The sequence below is a fragment of the Pseudomonas sp. PICF141 genome (assembly GCF_002286815.1).
GTDB lineage: Bacteria > Pseudomonadota > Gammaproteobacteria > Pseudomonadales > Pseudomonadaceae > Aquipseudomonas.
The window spans coordinates 123078-138366 of the sequence record NZ_MUNM01000055.1 but is presented as its reverse complement, the minus strand read 5'-3'; the positions used below and the strand labels follow the sequence as shown (position 1 = coordinate 138366).

Genomic DNA, 15289 nt, shown 5'->3' with positions numbered 1-15289 from the left:
TCCCACGCAGAGCGTGGGAACGATCGGTGGTGCTTACTTGGCCGCCACTTTCTCGGACTTGCCGTCATAACGCTTGCGCCATTCAGTCAGGATCTGGTCGCGATTCTTCGAGGCCCAGGCAAAGTCGTTCTTGATCAGGCGCTGCTCGTAATCCGCCGGCAGTTCGGTTTGCGGCTTGGCGATACCCGGTTGCGCGAGCACGGCGAAGTTCTCTTTATAAAGCTCCATCGCCGCCGGGCTCGCCGAGAAGTCCGCCAGCTGCTTCGCCGCGTCTTCATGGGGCGTGCCTTTGATCACGGCGGTGGCTTCGATCTCCCAGCCCAGGCCTTCCTTCGGCAGGATGATGTCCAGCGGCGCGCCCTGGCGTTTCAATTGAACAGCCGGGTATTCAAAGGAAATGCCGATCGGGAATTCACCGGCGGCCGCAAGCTTGCACGGCTTGGAACCAGAGTGAACGTACTGGCCGATGTTCTGGTGCAGGTCGTCCATGTACTGCCAGCCCTGCTTCTCGCCGAAGGTTTGCAGCCAGGCGCTGACGTCGAGGAAACCGGTGCCGGACGAGGCCGGGTTAGGCATGACGATCTTGCCTTTGTACTCAGGCCTGGTCAGGTCCTGCCAGCTCACGGGCTTGTTCAAACCCTGCTTTTCGGCCTCGATGGTGTTGAAGCAAATGGTCGCCGCCCAGACGTCCATGCCGACCCAGGCTGGCGGGTTGGCCGCGTCACGGTAGTTGCCACCGATCTTGCCCAGGTCTTTCGGTGCGTAGCGTTGCAGCATGCCTTGATGGTCGAGAATCGCCAGGCTCGACGCCGCCAGGCCCCATATGGCGTCAGCCTGCGGGCGGGCTTTTTCGGCCAGGAGTTTGGCGGTGATGATGCCGGTGGAATCGCGCACCCACTTGATCTCGACGTCCGGGTTGGCCTTTTCAAAGGCTTCTTTGTAGGTCTTCAGTTGTTCGGCTTCGAGGGCGGTGTACACCGTCAACTCGGTTTTCGCCGCAAAGGCATTCAGGCTGAAAGCGGTGAGGACAGCAGCGGCCAGGGCCAAAGGCTTGAACATGATCTTTTCCTGTTTGAGTTGAGGTGTGGGGGGCAAATCAATGACTGGGCGCGGTCTGCCGCCAGGCCTGGGAGCGGCGCAACAAACCGCGCGAAGCCCAGGCCAGCAGCAGGGACACCCCCGCCGAGGTGAACAGAATCAGGGTCGACATCGCCGCCGCGCCGCCGACGTTGCCGGCATCGTCCATGTTCAGCACCGCCACCGCCGCGAGGATGGTGTCGGGGCTGTAGAGGAAGATCGCCGCCGAGACGGTGGTCATGGCCGAGACGAACAGGTAGCGCACGATGTCCAGCAATGCTGGCAGGCAGATCGGCACGGTGACCCGCAGGTAGTGCCGGTACAGGGGCGCTTTGAGCGACAGCGCGGCGGCTTCGAATTCGGCATCGAGTTGACGCAGCGCGGTGGTGGCGGTCATTTGTGCGGTGGTCAAATAGTGAGCAATGGTGCAGACCACCAGCAGGGTCATGGTCCCGTAGAGCACATGCAGCGGGTTGCCGGTCAGATTGAAGAAGAAGACATAACCCAGGCCCAACACCAGACCCGGCACCGCCATCGGTACGAAACTGAGCATGCGCAGTGTCAGATTCAGTCCGCGCTGGCCACGGGTTTTCTCCATCAGGTAAGCACCGGTGAAGATCAGCACACTGCCGATCAACGCCGTACACAACGCCATCTTCACGCTGTTGCCGTAGGCCAGCCAACCGCCGCCCGCCGTGTCGTTGAACTGGTAATGGTTGAGTGACAACGACAGGTTGTATGGCCAGAACTTCACCAGTGATGAGAACACCGCCATGCCGAACACCAACAGCAACACCGCGCAGATCAACAGCACGATGGCCAGATAACAACTGTCGCGCAGCATCGATGGCGCCGGTTGAAACACTTGCGTCCGACCACTCATGGAATCGCCATGACGCCGACGCAGCCAAGCATCGACGCCAAAGCTGAACAGCGCCGGCAGCAGCAGGACCATGCCGATCAACGCGCCGCGACCGAATTGCTGCTGGCCGACCACGGCTTTGTAGGCCTCCAGCGCCAGCACTTGATAGTCGCCCCCGACCACCACGGGCACGCCGAAGTCGGTGATGGTCAGAGTGAAGACAAGGCAGAACGCCGCGAACACCGCCTGACGGGTCGCTGGCCAGGTGATGCTACGGAAAGCTTTCGCCGGACTGGCGCCCATGCTGGAAGCCGCATCGAACAATCGCGCATCCGCCAGGGACAGGGCCGACAGCAAAATCATCAAGGCGTGTGGGAAGGTGTAGATGACCTCGCCCAGAACAATGCCCCAGAAGCCGTAGATATTGTCCGAAAGCAAACCGCGCAGCATGCCCTGATTGCCGAACAGGTAAACCAGCGCAATCCCCGGCAGCATCGACGGCGCCATCAGCGGCAACAACGACATGCCGCGCCAGATGCCTTTACCGGGAATCAATGTACGTTGCAGCGCGTAGGCAAACAGATAAGCCAGCGGTACGACGATGGCCGCGACACTGACAGACACTTTCAGGCTGTTGCCCAGCAACCAGTGGAAATTGGCGCTGCTCAGCAGTTCGCTGGCAGCCAGCAGACCGCCGCCCTGCCCGGCTTCGGAACTGAAGCCGCGCCAGAAGATCGCCAGCAATGGCATCAACACCGCCACGCCGAGCAACACCAGCAGCAGGACTTTGCCACCGACCACGAATAGCCGGTCGCCGATCTCGGCACGGGAGGCCTGCCGAACCTGCTTGTGCGGTATCGGCAGCGCGACGTTCGCGCTCATCAGGCAAACACCTGCAGGCTGCGCGGCGGCAAGGCGACCATGATTTGCTGCGCGCCTAAACGCGGCATGGCTTCCGGCGCCAGTTCCGCCAGTAGTGCATGGCCCGGCAGCTGATCGAGTTCGAAGCTCATGCGGCAGCGGTTGCCGAGAAAAGTGATTTCGCGAACCTTGGCCGGGAACAGGTTTTCTTCATGCACCGGCGGGTTGACGTTGATCGCCTCAGGGCGGCAGAACAAACGGCCCGAGGCAGTTTTAGCGCTGCCTTCGGCCAGGCGCATCTTCATCCCGCCGACCTGAGCATGACTGTCGCTGCTACGGCGGAACGGCAGCCAGTTGCCCTGACCGACGAACTCCGCCACAAACGGTGTGGCCGGGCGATCGTAGATGTCCTGCGGCGTGGCGTACTGCTCGACCTTGCCGTTGTTCATCACGGCGATGCGGTCGGCCATCAGCATGGCTTCGTCCTGATTGTGGGTGACCATCAAGGTGGTGACGCCGAGGTTGCGCTGCAATTGGCGCAGTTCGGTGCACAGGTGCTCGCGGACCCGGGCGTCGAGCGCCGACATCGGCTCGTCCAGCAGCAACAACGACGGCGCCGGCGCCAAGGCTCGCGCCAGGGCGACCCGTTGCTGCTGACCACCGGACAATTGGCCGGGGTATTTTTTCTCACTGCCGGTCAGGCCGACCAGCTCCAGCATCTGACCGACACGCTGGCGCACTTCATCGCGACCGCTGCCCGCGAGGCCGTAGGCAATGTTCGCTTCGACGCTGAGATTGGGAAACAACGCGTAGGACTGGAAGAGAATGCCGTAGTCCCGAGCCTGAGGTGCCAAGTGGGAAACGTCGCGATCGCCCAGGTACAACTCGCCGCTGTCCTGCTTCTCGAGGCCGGCGATGCAGCGCAACAAAGTGGTTTTGCCACAGCCCGACGGACCGAGCAGACACACCAGCTCACCCGCCGCCACGTCGAGGGAAACGTTATCCAGCACGGTGAAGGCGCCGAAGCGTTTCTGCACGCCGCGCACTTTCATCGGTGCGCCGGGGTTGGTCAGGGCAGTTGCAGTCGAGTGGTTCATGGACAGACCTCATCAAGCAGATGAGTGCCATCCTAGGTTTGTAATGCGTCCGTCATGTGGCAACGAGGCAAAAACGGCCGATAGTGGTATTCGGGGATTTGGGTTGGGGGTTCAGGTTCTGTGTTGATCGTTCCCACGCTCTGCGTGGGAATGCCTCAACGGACGCTCCGCGTTCGGCTCTTGGAACCCAGAGCGTCCCGGGCTGCATTCCCACGCGGAGCGTGGGAACGATCATCTACGCCGGGGCCATTTCCTGCGCCAACCCGAGAAACGCCGCCGGCAGCCGCGCACCTTTTCGCTCCTTGAGGCAGTACAGGTACTCGGGAATCTGCGGCGCATTTTCGAGGGTCAGCACCCGCAATTGCGGATCGTGCGGCACTTCCTGGCGGGCAATGATGCTGATGCCGATGTTGCGCAATACTGCCTCACGGATCGATTCGCGGCTGCCAATCTCCAGCCACGGCCCGAAACTCACCCCGGCGCTGGCCAGCAATTCTTCGGTCAAGCGCCGAGTGGTCGAGCCCGATTCGCGCATCAACAAGGTATGCCCCGCCAGCGCACTGAGCGGCACATGATCATGCACCGCCAGCGGATGATTGCGGTGCACCGCCAGCACCAGCGGATCACTGCCGAGCACCCGGCGGATCAACCGCGCATCGTCCAGCAACTGCGAGGACGCCGCGACATCGACCCGGTAATCCTCCAGCGCTTCGAGCACTTGTTGGGAGTTGCCGATTTCCACCGACACCTCCACCTGCGGCAAGCGCTCGCGAAAGGTTTTCACCAGATCAAGGATGTAATACGGCGCGGTGGCGGCGATGCGTAACGCGCCCTGGACTTGACCGCTGTTACGCAGGAAGAACTCGATGTCGGCTTCTTGTTGCAACAGCGCTTTGACCATCGGCAACAACCGCGCGCCTTCATCACTGACACTGAGGCGACGGCCGCCACGGTAGAACAGCTCCACCGAATACTGGCTTTCCAGATGCCGGATCTGGGTCGTCACCGTCGGCTGGCTCAGGCCAAGCTTTTTCGCCGCCAGGGTAATGCTGCCCAGCCGGGCCACCATGTAAAACGCCTTCAGCTCGGCACTCAGCACACCCTTGCCTCATCGTCTATTTGCGCAACAGGCGCAAACCGTTGAACACCACCAACAGGCTTACGCCCATGTCGGCGAACACCGCCATCCACATGGTGGCGATCCCGGCGAAGGTTACCCCAAGAAAGATCACTTTGATGACCAATGCGAGGGCAATGTTCTGTTTGAGGATATTCGAGGTCTGCCGCGACAGCCGGATAAAAGCCGGAACCTTGCGTAGATCGTCATCCATCAGGGCGACATCAGCGGTTTCGATGGCGGTGTCGGTGCCAGCGGCTGCCATGGCGAAACCGATCTCGGCCCGTGCCAGGGCCGGGGCGTCGTTGATGCCATCACCCACCATTCCGACCCGATAGCCCTGGGCATACAGCGCTTCGATGGCTTGCAGCTTCTCGGTCGGCAACAGATCGCCCTGCGCCTGATCGATGCCCACGTGGGCGGCGATGACTTGAGCGGTGTGAACGTTGTCGCCGGTCAGCATCAAGGTTTTGATGCCCAACTCATGCAACTGCTCGATCGCTTCGCGACTGGACGCTTTCACGGTGTCCGCGACGGCAAACAATGCCAACGGACCGGATTTATCGAGCAACAGCACCACCGATTTGCCCTGTTTCTCCAGAGCAAACAGCTGCTCTTCCAGCGCTGGCGAACACAGGCCCAGATCTTCCACCAGGCGGTGGTTGCCCAAGTGGTAGAGCTCACCGTTGATCTCGCCGCGTACACCACGCCCCGCCAGTGCTGCGAAGTTATCCACAGTCAACGGCACCGGATGCTTATCCACAGCCTCGCTGGCGATGGCCAGCGACACCGGGTGATCCGAGCGACCGGCCAATGCCGCGGCAATGGCTGGCGCCGTTTCAGCAACGGTTGGATCGAGGGACAAATAGTCGGTCTGCACCGGTTTGCCGTGCGTGAGGGTGCCGGTCTTGTCGAGGGCCAGGTAATCGAGTTTGTAGCCGTGCTCCAGATAAACGCCGCCCTTGACCAGAATCCCTTTGCGCGCCGCTGCCGCAAGGCCGCTGACGATGGTCACCGGGGTGGAAATCACCAAGGCACACGGGCAGGCGACCACCAGCAACACCAGCGCCCGGTAGATCCAGTCGAACCACAGCGCATCCATGAACAGCGGCGGGATCACCGCCACGGCCAGGGCCAGGATGAACACCGCCGGGGTGTAGATTTTCGAGAAGCTGTCGACGAAACGCTGGGTCGGAGCGCGCGCGCCCTGAGCCTGTTCCACGGCGTGGATAATCCGCGCCAGGGTCGAATTGTTTGCCGCAGCGGTTACCGTGTATTCCAGCGAACCGGACTGATTGATGGTGCCGGCGAACACTTTGTCGCCGATGGCTTTCTCCACCGGCAGGCTTTCACCGGTGATCGGCGCCTGATTGATGGTCGAGTTACCGGACAGCACTTCGCCGTCCAGACCAATCCGCTCGCCGGGACGCACCCGCACCCGCGCACCCAGTTCGATGTCTTTTACCGGTTGCGCGACCCAACTGCCGTCGGCCTGCTGCACCGTGGCTTGCTCGGGGGCCATCTGCATCAGCCCACCGATGGCGTTGCGCGCCCGGTCCAGAGACCTGGCTTCGATCAACTCGGCCACGGTGAACAGGAACATCACCATCGCCGCTTCCGGCCATTGGCCGATCAGAATTGCACCGGTCACCGCGATGCTCATCAGCGCGTTGATGTTCAGGTTGAGGTTTTTCAGGGCAATCCAGCCCTTTTTGTAAGTGCTAAGGCCACCGCTGAGGATCGAGACCAGCGCGATCACCGCCACCACCCAGTTCGGCGCCGCACTGGTGAAGTGGATAAGTTCGGCGGCCAGCGCCGCGACACCGGACAACGCCAGTGGCCACCAGGGCTTTTTCCCTGGCGCAGGGCTCGATACCGGTGCTTCGACGCCCTGCTCCATGGGCTCGGCGTGCATGCCCAGGGACTTGATCGCGTCGATGATCGGCAGGGTGTCTGGCAGGTCATGGGTCACGCCCAACACCCGATTGATCAGGTTGAACTCCAGCTGATGCACACCCGACAGCTTGCCGAGTTTGTTCTGGATCAGCGTCTGTTCGGTCGGGCAGTCCATGGCCTCGATGCGAAAGCTGCTCAAACGGGCACTGGCCGTCGGCGCTTCACTGAGTTTGATCAGTGATGGCGCTGCTGCTTTGGAGGAACAGCAGGAATCGCCATGGCTGCCATGCTTATGGCTTGCGTGGTCGTGCCCGGTCTCGGGTTTGTGGGTGTGAAGAGAATCGCTCATTGGTCGCGTCCATGAAGGTGCCTGTTGCCAAGTAAAGACCCTGTAGCCACTATAGGGTCAAGCAACCTTTTGGGAGATTGTCGCGATGAAAATCGGAGAACTGGCGAAACTCACCGACTGCGCCGTAGAAACCATCCGCTACTACGAGCGCGAAAACCTGCTGCCGGAGCCGGCCCGCAGCGACGGCAATTACCGCGTCTACACCCAGGCCCACGCCGAGCGCCTGACCTTCATCCGCAACTGCCGCACCCTCGACATGACCCTCGAGGAAATCCGCAGCCTGCTGGCCCTGCGCGACAGCCCGCAGGATCAATGCGAAAACGTCAACGCGTTGATCGACGAACACATCCACCATGTAAAGGCTCGGATCGATGGCTTGCTGGCCTTGCAGACACAACTGCTCGACCTGCGCCAACGTTGCAGCGAAGGGCCGGATATCGATCAGTGCGGGATTTTGCAGCGGCTGGAAGTGAGCGGCGGGGTTGTGGCGACGGAAGTTGAGCCCTCCCATGTCGGGAGAAGTCATGGTCATTGAGGACGCCTTCGCGGGCAAGCCTCGCTCCTACGGGATTATGATCGTTCCCACGTTCTGCGTGGGAATGCAGCCATGGACGCTCCACTGTGACGCAGAGCGTCACGGGATTCATTGCCACGCGGAGCGTGGGAACGATCAGGTACAGGGGATTGGCGTGATGCTTCAGACCGCCATCGGCGCGGTCATCGGCGCGTGGTGTTCATAGCCTTCCAGCGAGAAATCGCCCGGCTCGATCAACTCCAGCCACTCCGGCTGATACACGCCGGTCTTGGCGAATTCCGGCACGCGGTCGGATATCTTCAGCTTCGGCATGGCGAACGGCTCGCGCTTGAGCTGTTCGTTGAGCATGTCCAGGTGGTTTTCGTAGACGTGGGCGTCGCCGATGAAATAGGTGAACCAGCGCGGAGTGTATCCGGTCAGGCGACCGATCAGGCTCAGCAACGCGGCGCCTTCGGTGAGGTTGAACGGCGTGCCCAGGCCCAGGTCGTTGGAACGGATGTAGAGGGTCAGGGAGATTTCCCTGGTCTCGACATTCGGGTGGAACTGGTACAGCAAGTGGCAGGGCGGCAGGGCCATTTCGTCGAGCTGTGCAACGTTCCAGCCGTGGAACAGAATGCGACGGCTGCCCGGATCCTTGATGATGGTGTCGACGCACTGACGGACCTGGTCGATCGCCTTGTACAGCACAACGTAGGCCTGACCCTCTTCTTCGCCTTCGGCGATCTGACGATAACCCTGGCTCAGCGTCTGCTCGATGGCCGCCTGGTTGCTGACCGGGATCTGCTTGTACGCCGGCCATTTGCGCCATTGCACGCCGTAGATTTCGCCGAGGTCGTCTTCACCCTGACGGAAGGGGTTGGCCAGCCATTGGGCGTTTTCGTTGGCGTTCTGGTCCCAGACCTTGCAGCCCAGCGCACGGAATTGGGCGGCGTTGTTCACCCCGCGCAGAAAACCGCACATCTCGCCGATGGCGGATTTGAAGGCCATCTTGCGAGTGGTGATCGCCGGGAAACCTTCCTGCAGATCGAAGCGCAGCATCGCGCCCGGAAAGCTGATGGTGCTCACGCCGGTGCGGTTGGCCTGTTTGGTGCCGTTCTTGATGACGTGGGCGACCAGTTCGAGATATTGCTTCATGAATTACCTGTGTCCTTGAACCCGGGACCGTCGCCCCGGGGTTCGAATTTATAGCGCCTGCTTCTTATACAGCAGCTGCGGGGGCCGCCGGGGCGCGTCGATAAGCCAGCCAGATCAGGAACAACCCGCCGACGATCATCGGCAGGCACAGTACCTGACCCATGGTCAGCCAGTTCCAGGCCAGATAACCCAGTTGCGCATCCGGTACGCGAACGAATTCGACGATGAAACGGAAGATGCCATAGAACAGCGCGAACATCCCGGACACCGCCATGGTCGGCCGCGGCTTGCGCGAGAACAGCCAGAGAATCGCGAACAGCGCCACGCCTTCCAGCGCGAACTGGTACAGCTGCGAGGGATGACGCGCCAGTTGCGCCGGATCGGTCGGGAAGACCATCGCCCACGGCACATCGGTCGCTTTGCCCCACAACTCGGCGTTGATGAAGTTGCCAATGCGCCCGGCGCCCAGGCCGATCGGCACCATCGGCGCGACGAAGTCCATCAGCTGGAAAAACGACTTGTCGTTCTTTTTACCAAACCACAGCGCCGCCAGCATCACACCGATAAACCCGCCGTGGAACGACATGCCGCCCTTCCACACTTCGAAGATCAGGGTCGGGTTGGCCAGGTAGGCGTTCAGATCGTAAAACAGCACATAACCCAAACGGCCACCGACGATGACGCCCATCGACATCCAGAACACCATGTCGGAGAGTTTCTCCTTGGTCCAGGTCGGGTCGAAGCGGTTCAGCCGGCGTGATGCCAGCCACCACGCGCCGCCGATGCCGATCAGGTACATCAGGCCGTACCAGTGGATTTTCAGCGGACCGATGGCCAGGGCCACCGGGTCGATCTGCGGGTAAGGCAGCATTGCGACTCCTCGTTAGAGTTGAAACCTTCAAATTCCCGGGCGACGCTGTCACGCCAGGATTAAGCCAGGATTGCGCTATGCGTCAGAGCAAGAAGCTCAAGCCGACGCAAAACAGCAAAGCGGCAAACAATCTTTTCAGCAAGCGCGGCGACAGCCTGTGGGCCAGTCGCGCACCGAGGCGGGCGAACACCATGCTGGTCAGGGCAATCCCCAGCAGCGCCGGCAAATAAACAAAACCGAGACTATGGGCCGGCAGCAGTGGATCGTGCCACCCCAGAATCATGAAACTTAATGCACTGGCCAAGGCAATTGGCAGGCCACAGGCCGACGAAGTGGCTACCGCCTGCTGCATCGGTACGCTGCGCCAGGTCAGGAACGGCACGGTCAACGAGCCGCCGCCGATGCCGAAAATCGCCGAGGCCCAGCCAATCACACTGCCGGCCACGGTCAGACCGACTTTACCGGGCACTGTTCGGCTGGCCTTGGGTTTGAAGTCCAACGCGAGCTGAACGGCGATGACCAGCGCAAATACCCCAATGATCTTCTGTAAATTCGGCCCGGAGATCGCTTCTGCCGTCAGCGCACCGAAACCGGCACCGATCAGTATGCCGAGGGTCATCCAGGCAAAAATCGGCCAGCGCACGGCGCCGCGGCGATGGTGCTCGCGAACCGCATTGATTGACGTAAAGATGATCGTCGCCAGGGAGGTGCCGACGGCCAGATGCGTCAGGATCGACGCATCAAATCCCTGCAAGGTGAAACTGAATACCAGCACCGGGACAATGATAATCCCGCCACCTACCCCAAACAGCCCGGCCAGCACGCCCGCACAGGCGCCCAGCGCCAGATAGAGCAGAAATTCCATGGCCACATCCCCAAGCATCCCGAATCAGGAGCGGCATGGTAACGGATGCATGGCCTCAGGCTCCACTGCGGATGGCGATGGATCGATGAGCGATGTCTGCGTAGAGTGAGCAAAAAACACACAAGGACCACCTTATGTGCCTGATTGTTTTTGCCTGGCGGCCAGGTCATGCCCAGCCGCTGGTCGTGGCGGCCAACCGCGACGAATTCTATGCCCGGCCCAGTCTGCCTCTGGCGCAATGGTCAGACGCCCCGCACGTGTACGCCGGTCGCGACCTCGAGGCGGGAGGCACGTGGCTCGGTGTCGGCGCCAACGGGCGCTTCGCCGCACTGACCAACATCCGTGATCCCCTTCAACCGCCGGCGCGCAAGTCGCGAGGTGAACTGGTGGCGCAATTTCTCAGTGGGGACAGGTCGATTGCCGACTATTTAAAGGACGTTGTCGGACGTTCGCCTGAATATGCCGGTTTTAATCTGTTGGTTGGCAATGCCCATGAGCTCTGGCATTTCAATGCCCGGGAGACAGAGGCGGTCATGCTCCAACCGGGCATTTATGGGTTATCGAACGCGGGCCTGGATACGCCGTGGCCGAAAGTGCTCAAGGCCAAGGCAGCATTGAGCGAGGTATTGGGCGATCCACAGCCGCAAGCGCTATTGGCCCTGCTCAGCGATCCGCAGACGGCGCCGCTTGCCGAATTGCCGGACACCGGCGTGGGACAGGCTACCGAGACGTTATTGTCGAGCGTGTTTATCAAGAGCCCGACTTACGGGACACGGGCGAGCACGGCGTTGATCGTTCAGGCGGATGGGCAGCGGCATATGGTTGAACGGAGTTTCGGGCCGTATGGGGGGCATTTGGGGGAAGTTGAAGTCAGGATTTGAAGATGTGGTGTGTTTGCGGCCGCCTTCGCGGGCAAGCCTCGCTCCTACAGGGTTTGTGTTGGTCGCCGGAATGGACACGACGCGTCATCTGTAGGAGCGAGGCTTGCCCGCGAAGAGGCCATCAGCCTTTTAAAGAGTCTTGACCGAAGCCGGATTAATCATCCGCGCCAACCCAAGGTTCTTCAGCGCCAGTTGCAGCGAGCTGTGGATAACTTGCGGGTTGTCGATGGTCATCAGCTCAGCCAGTAACTCCTTGGCCTTGCTCAGGTTGATCTGACGCAGCATCCACTTCACTTTCGGCAAGTTGGTGGCGTTCATCGACAGGCTGTCGAAGCCCATCGCCATCAACAGCACCGCTGCGGCCGGGTCACCGGCCATTTCGCCACAGATGCTCACGGGCTTGCCTTCGGCATGGGCGTCGCGCACCACGTTCTGCAAGGCTTGCAACACGGCCGGATGCAGGTAGTCGTAGAGATCGGCCACCCGCGGGTTGTTGCGGTCCACGGCCAGCAGGTACTGGGTCAGGTCGTTGGAGCCGACTGACAGGAAGTCCACTTGTCGCGCCAGTTCCTTGGTTTGATACACCGCCGCCGGAATTTCGATCATCACGCCAATCGGCGGCATTGGCACATCGGTGCCTTCATCGCGAACTTCGCCCCAGGCTCGATGGATCAGGTGCAGGGCTTCTTCCAGTTCATGGATACCGGAAATCATCGGCAGCAGAATGCGCAGGTTGTTCAGGCCTTCGCTGGCCTTGAGCATGGCGCGGGTCTGCACCAGGAAGATTTCCGGGTGGTCGAGGGTCACACGAATGCCGCGCCAGCCGAGGAACGGGTTGTCTTCCTTGATCGGGAAGTACGAGAGCGCCTTGTCGCCACCGATGTCCAGGCTGCGCATGGTCACCGGTTGTGGATGGAACGCGGCGAGCTGCTCACGATAAATCGCCAACTGCTCTTTTTCGCTCGGGAAGCGCTGGTTGATCATGAACGGCACTTCGGTGCGGTACAAACCCACACCCTCGGCACCGCGCTTCTGCGCCCGGGCCACGTCCGCCAGCAGGCCGGTATTGACCCACAGCGGCATCCGGTAACCGTCGAGCGTCACACACGGCAAGTCCCGCAATGCATCCAGCCCGAGGGCCAGTTGTTTCTCTTCCTCGACCACATCGGCGAACTGCTTGCGCAGCACGTCACTGGGGTTGGTATAGACCTCGCCGTGGTAGCCGTCGACGATCATCTGGATGCCGTCGACCTTGGAGTACGGCAAGTCGACCAGGCCCATCACCGTCGGAATACCCATGGCGCGCGCCAGGATCGCCACGTGGGAGTTGCCGGAACCGAGTACCGACACCAGACCGACCAGCTTGCCTTCCGGCACCTCGCCGAGCATCGCCGGCGTGAGTTCTTCGCTGACCAGAATGGTGTTGTCGGGGTAGACCAGGGTCTGCTGCCGCTCTTCCTGCAGATAAGCCAGCAAGCGCCGACCGAGGTCTTTGACGTCCGAGGCGCGCTCACGCAGGTAGGCGTCGTCCATCAGTTCGAATCGGTTGACGTGTTCGGTGACCACTTGGCGCAAGGCGCCCTGAGCCCACTGGCCGGTCTTGATCACCGTGGTGATTTCGCTGCCCAGCGAGGCATCGTCGAGCATCATCAGGTAAACGTCGAACAGCGCCCGTTCTTCAGGCCGCAGCTGGGTCGCCAGCTTGGCGGACAACGCCCGCATGTCGGCGCGCACGCCTTCGATGGCAGTCTTGAACAGGCCAAGCTCGGCGTTGATGTCGGTGATGGTCTTGTCCGGCACCACATCCAGATCCGCCGGCGGCAGCATGACGACCGCGGTTCCGACCGCCGCGCCCGGCGAACCTGGTACCCCGACGAACTTTGCTTCCTGGATACCTTTGCCCTGCCGGCCCAGGCCACGGATCGAACCGGTGGCCTCGGCGTGGGCGATAACGCCGGCAAGTTGCGCGCTCATGGTCACGAGGAAGGCTTCTTCACCCTCATCGAACTGGCGGCGTTCTTTTTGCTGAATGACCAACACGCCGACGACGCGACGGTGGTGAATGATCGGTGCCCCCAGGAATGAGGCGTAGCGTTCTTCACCGGTCTCGGCGAAGTAACGATAGCGCGGGTGATCCGCGGCGTTTTCGAGGTTCAGGGGTTCTTCACGCGTGCCGACCAGGCCGACCAGACCTTCGTTGGGCGCCATGCTGACTTTGCCGATCGAGCGCTTGTTCAAGCCCTCGGTGGCCATCAACACGAAGCGGTTGGTCTCCGGGTCAAGCAGGTAGACCGAGCAGACCTGGCTGCCCATGGCCTCTTTGACGCGCAACACAATAATCCCCAACGCCGCCTTGAGATCCTTGGCGGAGTTAACTTCCTGGACGATCTTGCGCAGCGTATTGAGCATGGCTCGGGGTCGAACTCCGTCGTCAGTCGCGCGCTAAAAGGCGCGGGGCAAGCTCTTTGAGAGCGCGGCGATAAACCTCGCGCTTGAATGTCACCACCTGGCCCAACGGATACCAATAACTGACCCAGCGCCAGCCATCGAACTCCGGTTTACCGGTCAAATCCATCCGCACCCGCTGCTCGTTGGAGATCAGGCGCAAGAGAAACCATTTCTGCTTCTGGCCGATGCACAGCGGTTGGCTGTGCGTTCTTACCAGACGTTGCGGCAAACGATAACGCAACCAGCCCCGGGTGCAGGCGAGTATTTCAACATCTTCGCGCTCCAGGCCCACTTCTTCGTTCAACTCGCGGTACAAGGCGTCTTCCGGCGTCTCCTGAGGGTTGATCCCTCCCTGTGGAAACTGCCAGGCATCTTGATTGATACGGCGAGCCCATAGCACCTGGCCGGCATCATTCGTCAGAATGATCCCGACATTGGGGCGGAAACCATCGGGGTCGATCACGGCAACAACCTCGCAAACGCATGTCGTCGCATTGTTCCACAAAGGTTGTGAAAGCAGCAACGAGCCGACCTACCTTATGTGCACTCTTGTGAAAAGTCCGTATTCTGGACACCTTTCTACAGACTTTTCAGCGAGTAACTGCAATGCGGCTGGCTTTATTCGACTTGGACAACACACTTCTGGGCGGTGACAGTGACCACGCCTGGGGCGATTATCTGTGCGAACGCGGTTTCCTCGACGCCGTCGCCTACAAGGCACGCAACGACGAGTTCTATCAGGATTACCTGGCCGGCAAACTGGATAACGACGCCTACCTGAACTTCTGCCTGGAAGTGCTCGGCCGCACCGAGATGGCCACGCTGGATCAGTGGCACCTGGACTACATGCGCGACTGCATCGAACCGATCGTGCTGCCCAAGGCGATTGAACTGCTGACCAAGCACCGTGAGGCCGGCGACAAACTGGTGATCATCACCGCCACCAACCGCTTCGTGACCGGGCCTATCGCAACACGTTTAGGCGTTGAAACCCTGATCGCCACGGAATGCGAAATGATCGACGGCCGTTACACCGGCCGCAGCACTGATGTCCCGTGCTTTCGCGAAGGCAAGGTGACCCGGTTGAATCGTTGGCTGGAAGAAACCGGCCATAACCTGGAAGACAGCTATTTCTACAGTGACTCGATGAATGACTTGTCGCTGCTGGAACAGGTGGCGAATCCGATCGCTGTCGACCCGGATCCCAATCTGCGGGCCGAGGCCGAGAAGCGGGGTTGGCCGGTGATCAGTCTGCGCGATTGATTAAGCCTGTAGCAGCTGCCGAGGTACGAGGCT

13 protein-coding genes are annotated in these 15289 nt (G+C 61.0%); 3 read left to right on the top strand and 10 right to left on the bottom strand.

The window, feature by feature from the left end:
• Nucleotides 1-33: 33 nt before the first annotated feature.
• The 5 genes from BZL43_RS15990 to BZL43_RS15970 form a co-directional block, all read right to left on the bottom strand.
• The gene (locus BZL43_RS15990) at nucleotides 34-1059 is read right to left on the bottom strand and encodes a putative 2-aminoethylphosphonate ABC transporter substrate-binding protein (RefSeq protein WP_095633214.1); all 1026 of its coding nucleotides are present in this window, start codon (nucleotides 1057-1059) and stop codon (nucleotides 34-36) included.
• Nucleotides 1060-1096: 37 nt separating this feature from the next.
• Nucleotides 1097-2821 carry a putative 2-aminoethylphosphonate ABC transporter permease subunit gene (locus BZL43_RS15985; protein ID WP_095633213.1) on the bottom strand — a complete coding sequence of 575 codons (1725 nt, stop codon included), beginning with the start codon at nucleotides 2819-2821 and terminating at the stop codon, nucleotides 1097-1099.
• On the bottom strand, nucleotides 2821-3897 hold the full coding sequence (locus tag BZL43_RS15980) for a putative 2-aminoethylphosphonate ABC transporter ATP-binding protein (RefSeq protein ID WP_095633212.1): 1077 nt from the start codon (nucleotides 3895-3897) through the stop codon (nucleotides 2821-2823). Before BZL43_RS15980 ends, BZL43_RS15985 begins: the two co-directional genes overlap by 1 nt.
• A 235-nt stretch (nucleotides 3898-4132) precedes the next feature.
• Nucleotides 4133-4996 (bottom strand): LysR family transcriptional regulator, encoded by an 864-nt coding sequence (locus BZL43_RS15975; protein ID WP_095633211.1) that lies wholly within the window; start codon nucleotides 4994-4996, stop codon nucleotides 4133-4135.
• 16 nt (nucleotides 4997-5012) lie between these two features.
• A complete protein-coding gene (locus tag BZL43_RS15970) occupies nucleotides 5013-7259 on the bottom strand; it encodes a heavy metal translocating P-type ATPase (protein ID WP_095633210.1) in 2247 nt (748 codons plus the stop codon).
• Nucleotides 7260-7344: 85 nt separating this feature from the next.
• Between BZL43_RS15970 and cadR the strand changes: the two genes are divergently transcribed.
• On the top strand, nucleotides 7345-7794 hold the full coding sequence (gene cadR / locus BZL43_RS15965; protein WP_095633209.1) for a Cd(II)/Pb(II)-responsive transcriptional regulator: 450 nt from the start codon (nucleotides 7345-7347) through the stop codon (nucleotides 7792-7794).
• Between the two features lie 162 nt (nucleotides 7795-7956).
• Here cadR and BZL43_RS15955 read toward each other — a convergent pair whose 3' ends face one another.
• The 3 genes from BZL43_RS15955 to BZL43_RS15945 all read right to left on the bottom strand — a co-directional run bounded on the left by BZL43_RS15955 (nucleotide 7957) and on the right by BZL43_RS15945 (nucleotide 10664).
• Entirely contained in the window at nucleotides 7957-8928 is a 972-nt protein-coding gene (locus tag BZL43_RS15955) for a thymidylate synthase (protein ID WP_095633207.1), read from the bottom strand.
• A 64-nt stretch (nucleotides 8929-8992) separates the two neighbouring features.
• Nucleotides 8993-9799, bottom strand: a complete 807-nt coding sequence (lgt, locus tag BZL43_RS15950) for a prolipoprotein diacylglyceryl transferase (RefSeq protein WP_095633206.1) — start codon at nucleotides 9797-9799, stop codon at nucleotides 8993-8995.
• An 82-nt stretch (nucleotides 9800-9881) separates the two neighbouring features.
• A complete protein-coding gene (locus BZL43_RS15945) occupies nucleotides 9882-10664 on the bottom strand; it encodes a sulfite exporter TauE/SafE family protein (protein ID WP_095633205.1) in 783 nt (260 codons plus the stop codon).
• A 134-nt stretch (nucleotides 10665-10798) separates the two neighbouring features.
• Between BZL43_RS15945 and BZL43_RS15940 the strand changes: the two genes are divergently transcribed.
• Nucleotides 10799-11545, top strand: coding sequence for an NRDE family protein (locus BZL43_RS15940; protein WP_095633204.1), 747 nt, complete (start codon nucleotides 10799-10801; stop codon nucleotides 11543-11545).
• 129 nt (nucleotides 11546-11674) lie between these two features.
• On the opposite strand, the gene ptsP is transcribed toward BZL43_RS15940, so the two are convergent.
• Together ptsP and BZL43_RS15930 are read right to left on the bottom strand one after the other, a co-directional pair.
• Nucleotides 11675-13954, bottom strand: coding sequence for a phosphoenolpyruvate--protein phosphotransferase (gene ptsP, locus BZL43_RS15935; RefSeq protein ID WP_095633203.1), 2280 nt, complete (start codon nucleotides 13952-13954; stop codon nucleotides 11675-11677).
• A gap of 22 nt (nucleotides 13955-13976) precedes the next feature.
• Complete coding sequence (locus tag BZL43_RS15930; RefSeq protein WP_007897732.1) at nucleotides 13977-14456, bottom strand: RNA pyrophosphohydrolase; 480 nt, start codon at nucleotides 14454-14456, stop codon at nucleotides 13977-13979.
• A gap of 143 nt (nucleotides 14457-14599) precedes the next feature.
• Here BZL43_RS15930 and BZL43_RS15925 point away from each other — a divergent pair, with 143 nt between their 5' ends.
• Entirely contained in the window at nucleotides 14600-15256 is a 657-nt protein-coding gene (locus BZL43_RS15925; RefSeq protein WP_095633202.1) for an HAD family phosphatase, read from the top strand.
• Nucleotides 15257-15289: the final 33 nt, after the last annotated feature.

Excerpts from the sequence above, each read along its gene's own strand:
- BZL43_RS15990 (WP_095633214.1), bottom strand. The coding sequence starts at position 1,059 with ATGTTCAAGCCTTTGGCCCTGGCCGCTGCTGTCCTCACCGCTTTCAGC.
- BZL43_RS15985 (WP_095633213.1), bottom strand. The coding sequence starts at position 2,821 with ATGAGCGCGAACGTCGCGCTGCCGATACCGCACAAGCAGGTTCGGCAG.
- BZL43_RS15980 (WP_095633212.1), bottom strand. The coding sequence starts at position 3,897 with ATGAACCACTCGACTGCAACTGCCCTGACCAACCCCGGCGCACCGATG.
- BZL43_RS15970 (WP_095633210.1), bottom strand. The coding sequence starts at position 7,259 with ATGAGCGATTCTCTTCACACCCACAAACCCGAGACCGGGCACGACCAC.
- cadR (WP_095633209.1), top strand. The coding sequence starts at position 7,345 with ATGAAAATCGGAGAACTGGCGAAACTCACCGACTGCGCCGTAGAAACC.
- BZL43_RS15955 (WP_095633207.1), bottom strand. The coding sequence starts at position 8,928 with ATGAAGCAATATCTCGAACTGGTCGCCCACGTCATCAAGAACGGCACC.
- lgt (WP_095633206.1), bottom strand. The coding sequence starts at position 9,799 with ATGCTGCCTTACCCGCAGATCGACCCGGTGGCCCTGGCCATCGGTCCG.
- BZL43_RS15945 (WP_095633205.1), bottom strand. The coding sequence starts at position 10,664 with ATGGAATTTCTGCTCTATCTGGCGCTGGGCGCCTGTGCGGGCGTGCTG.
- BZL43_RS15940 (WP_095633204.1), top strand. The coding sequence starts at position 10,799 with ATGTGCCTGATTGTTTTTGCCTGGCGGCCAGGTCATGCCCAGCCGCTG.
- ptsP (WP_095633203.1), bottom strand. The coding sequence starts at position 13,954 with ATGCTCAATACGCTGCGCAAGATCGTCCAGGAAGTTAACTCCGCCAAG.
- BZL43_RS15925 (WP_095633202.1), top strand. The coding sequence starts at position 14,600 with ATGCGGCTGGCTTTATTCGACTTGGACAACACACTTCTGGGCGGTGAC.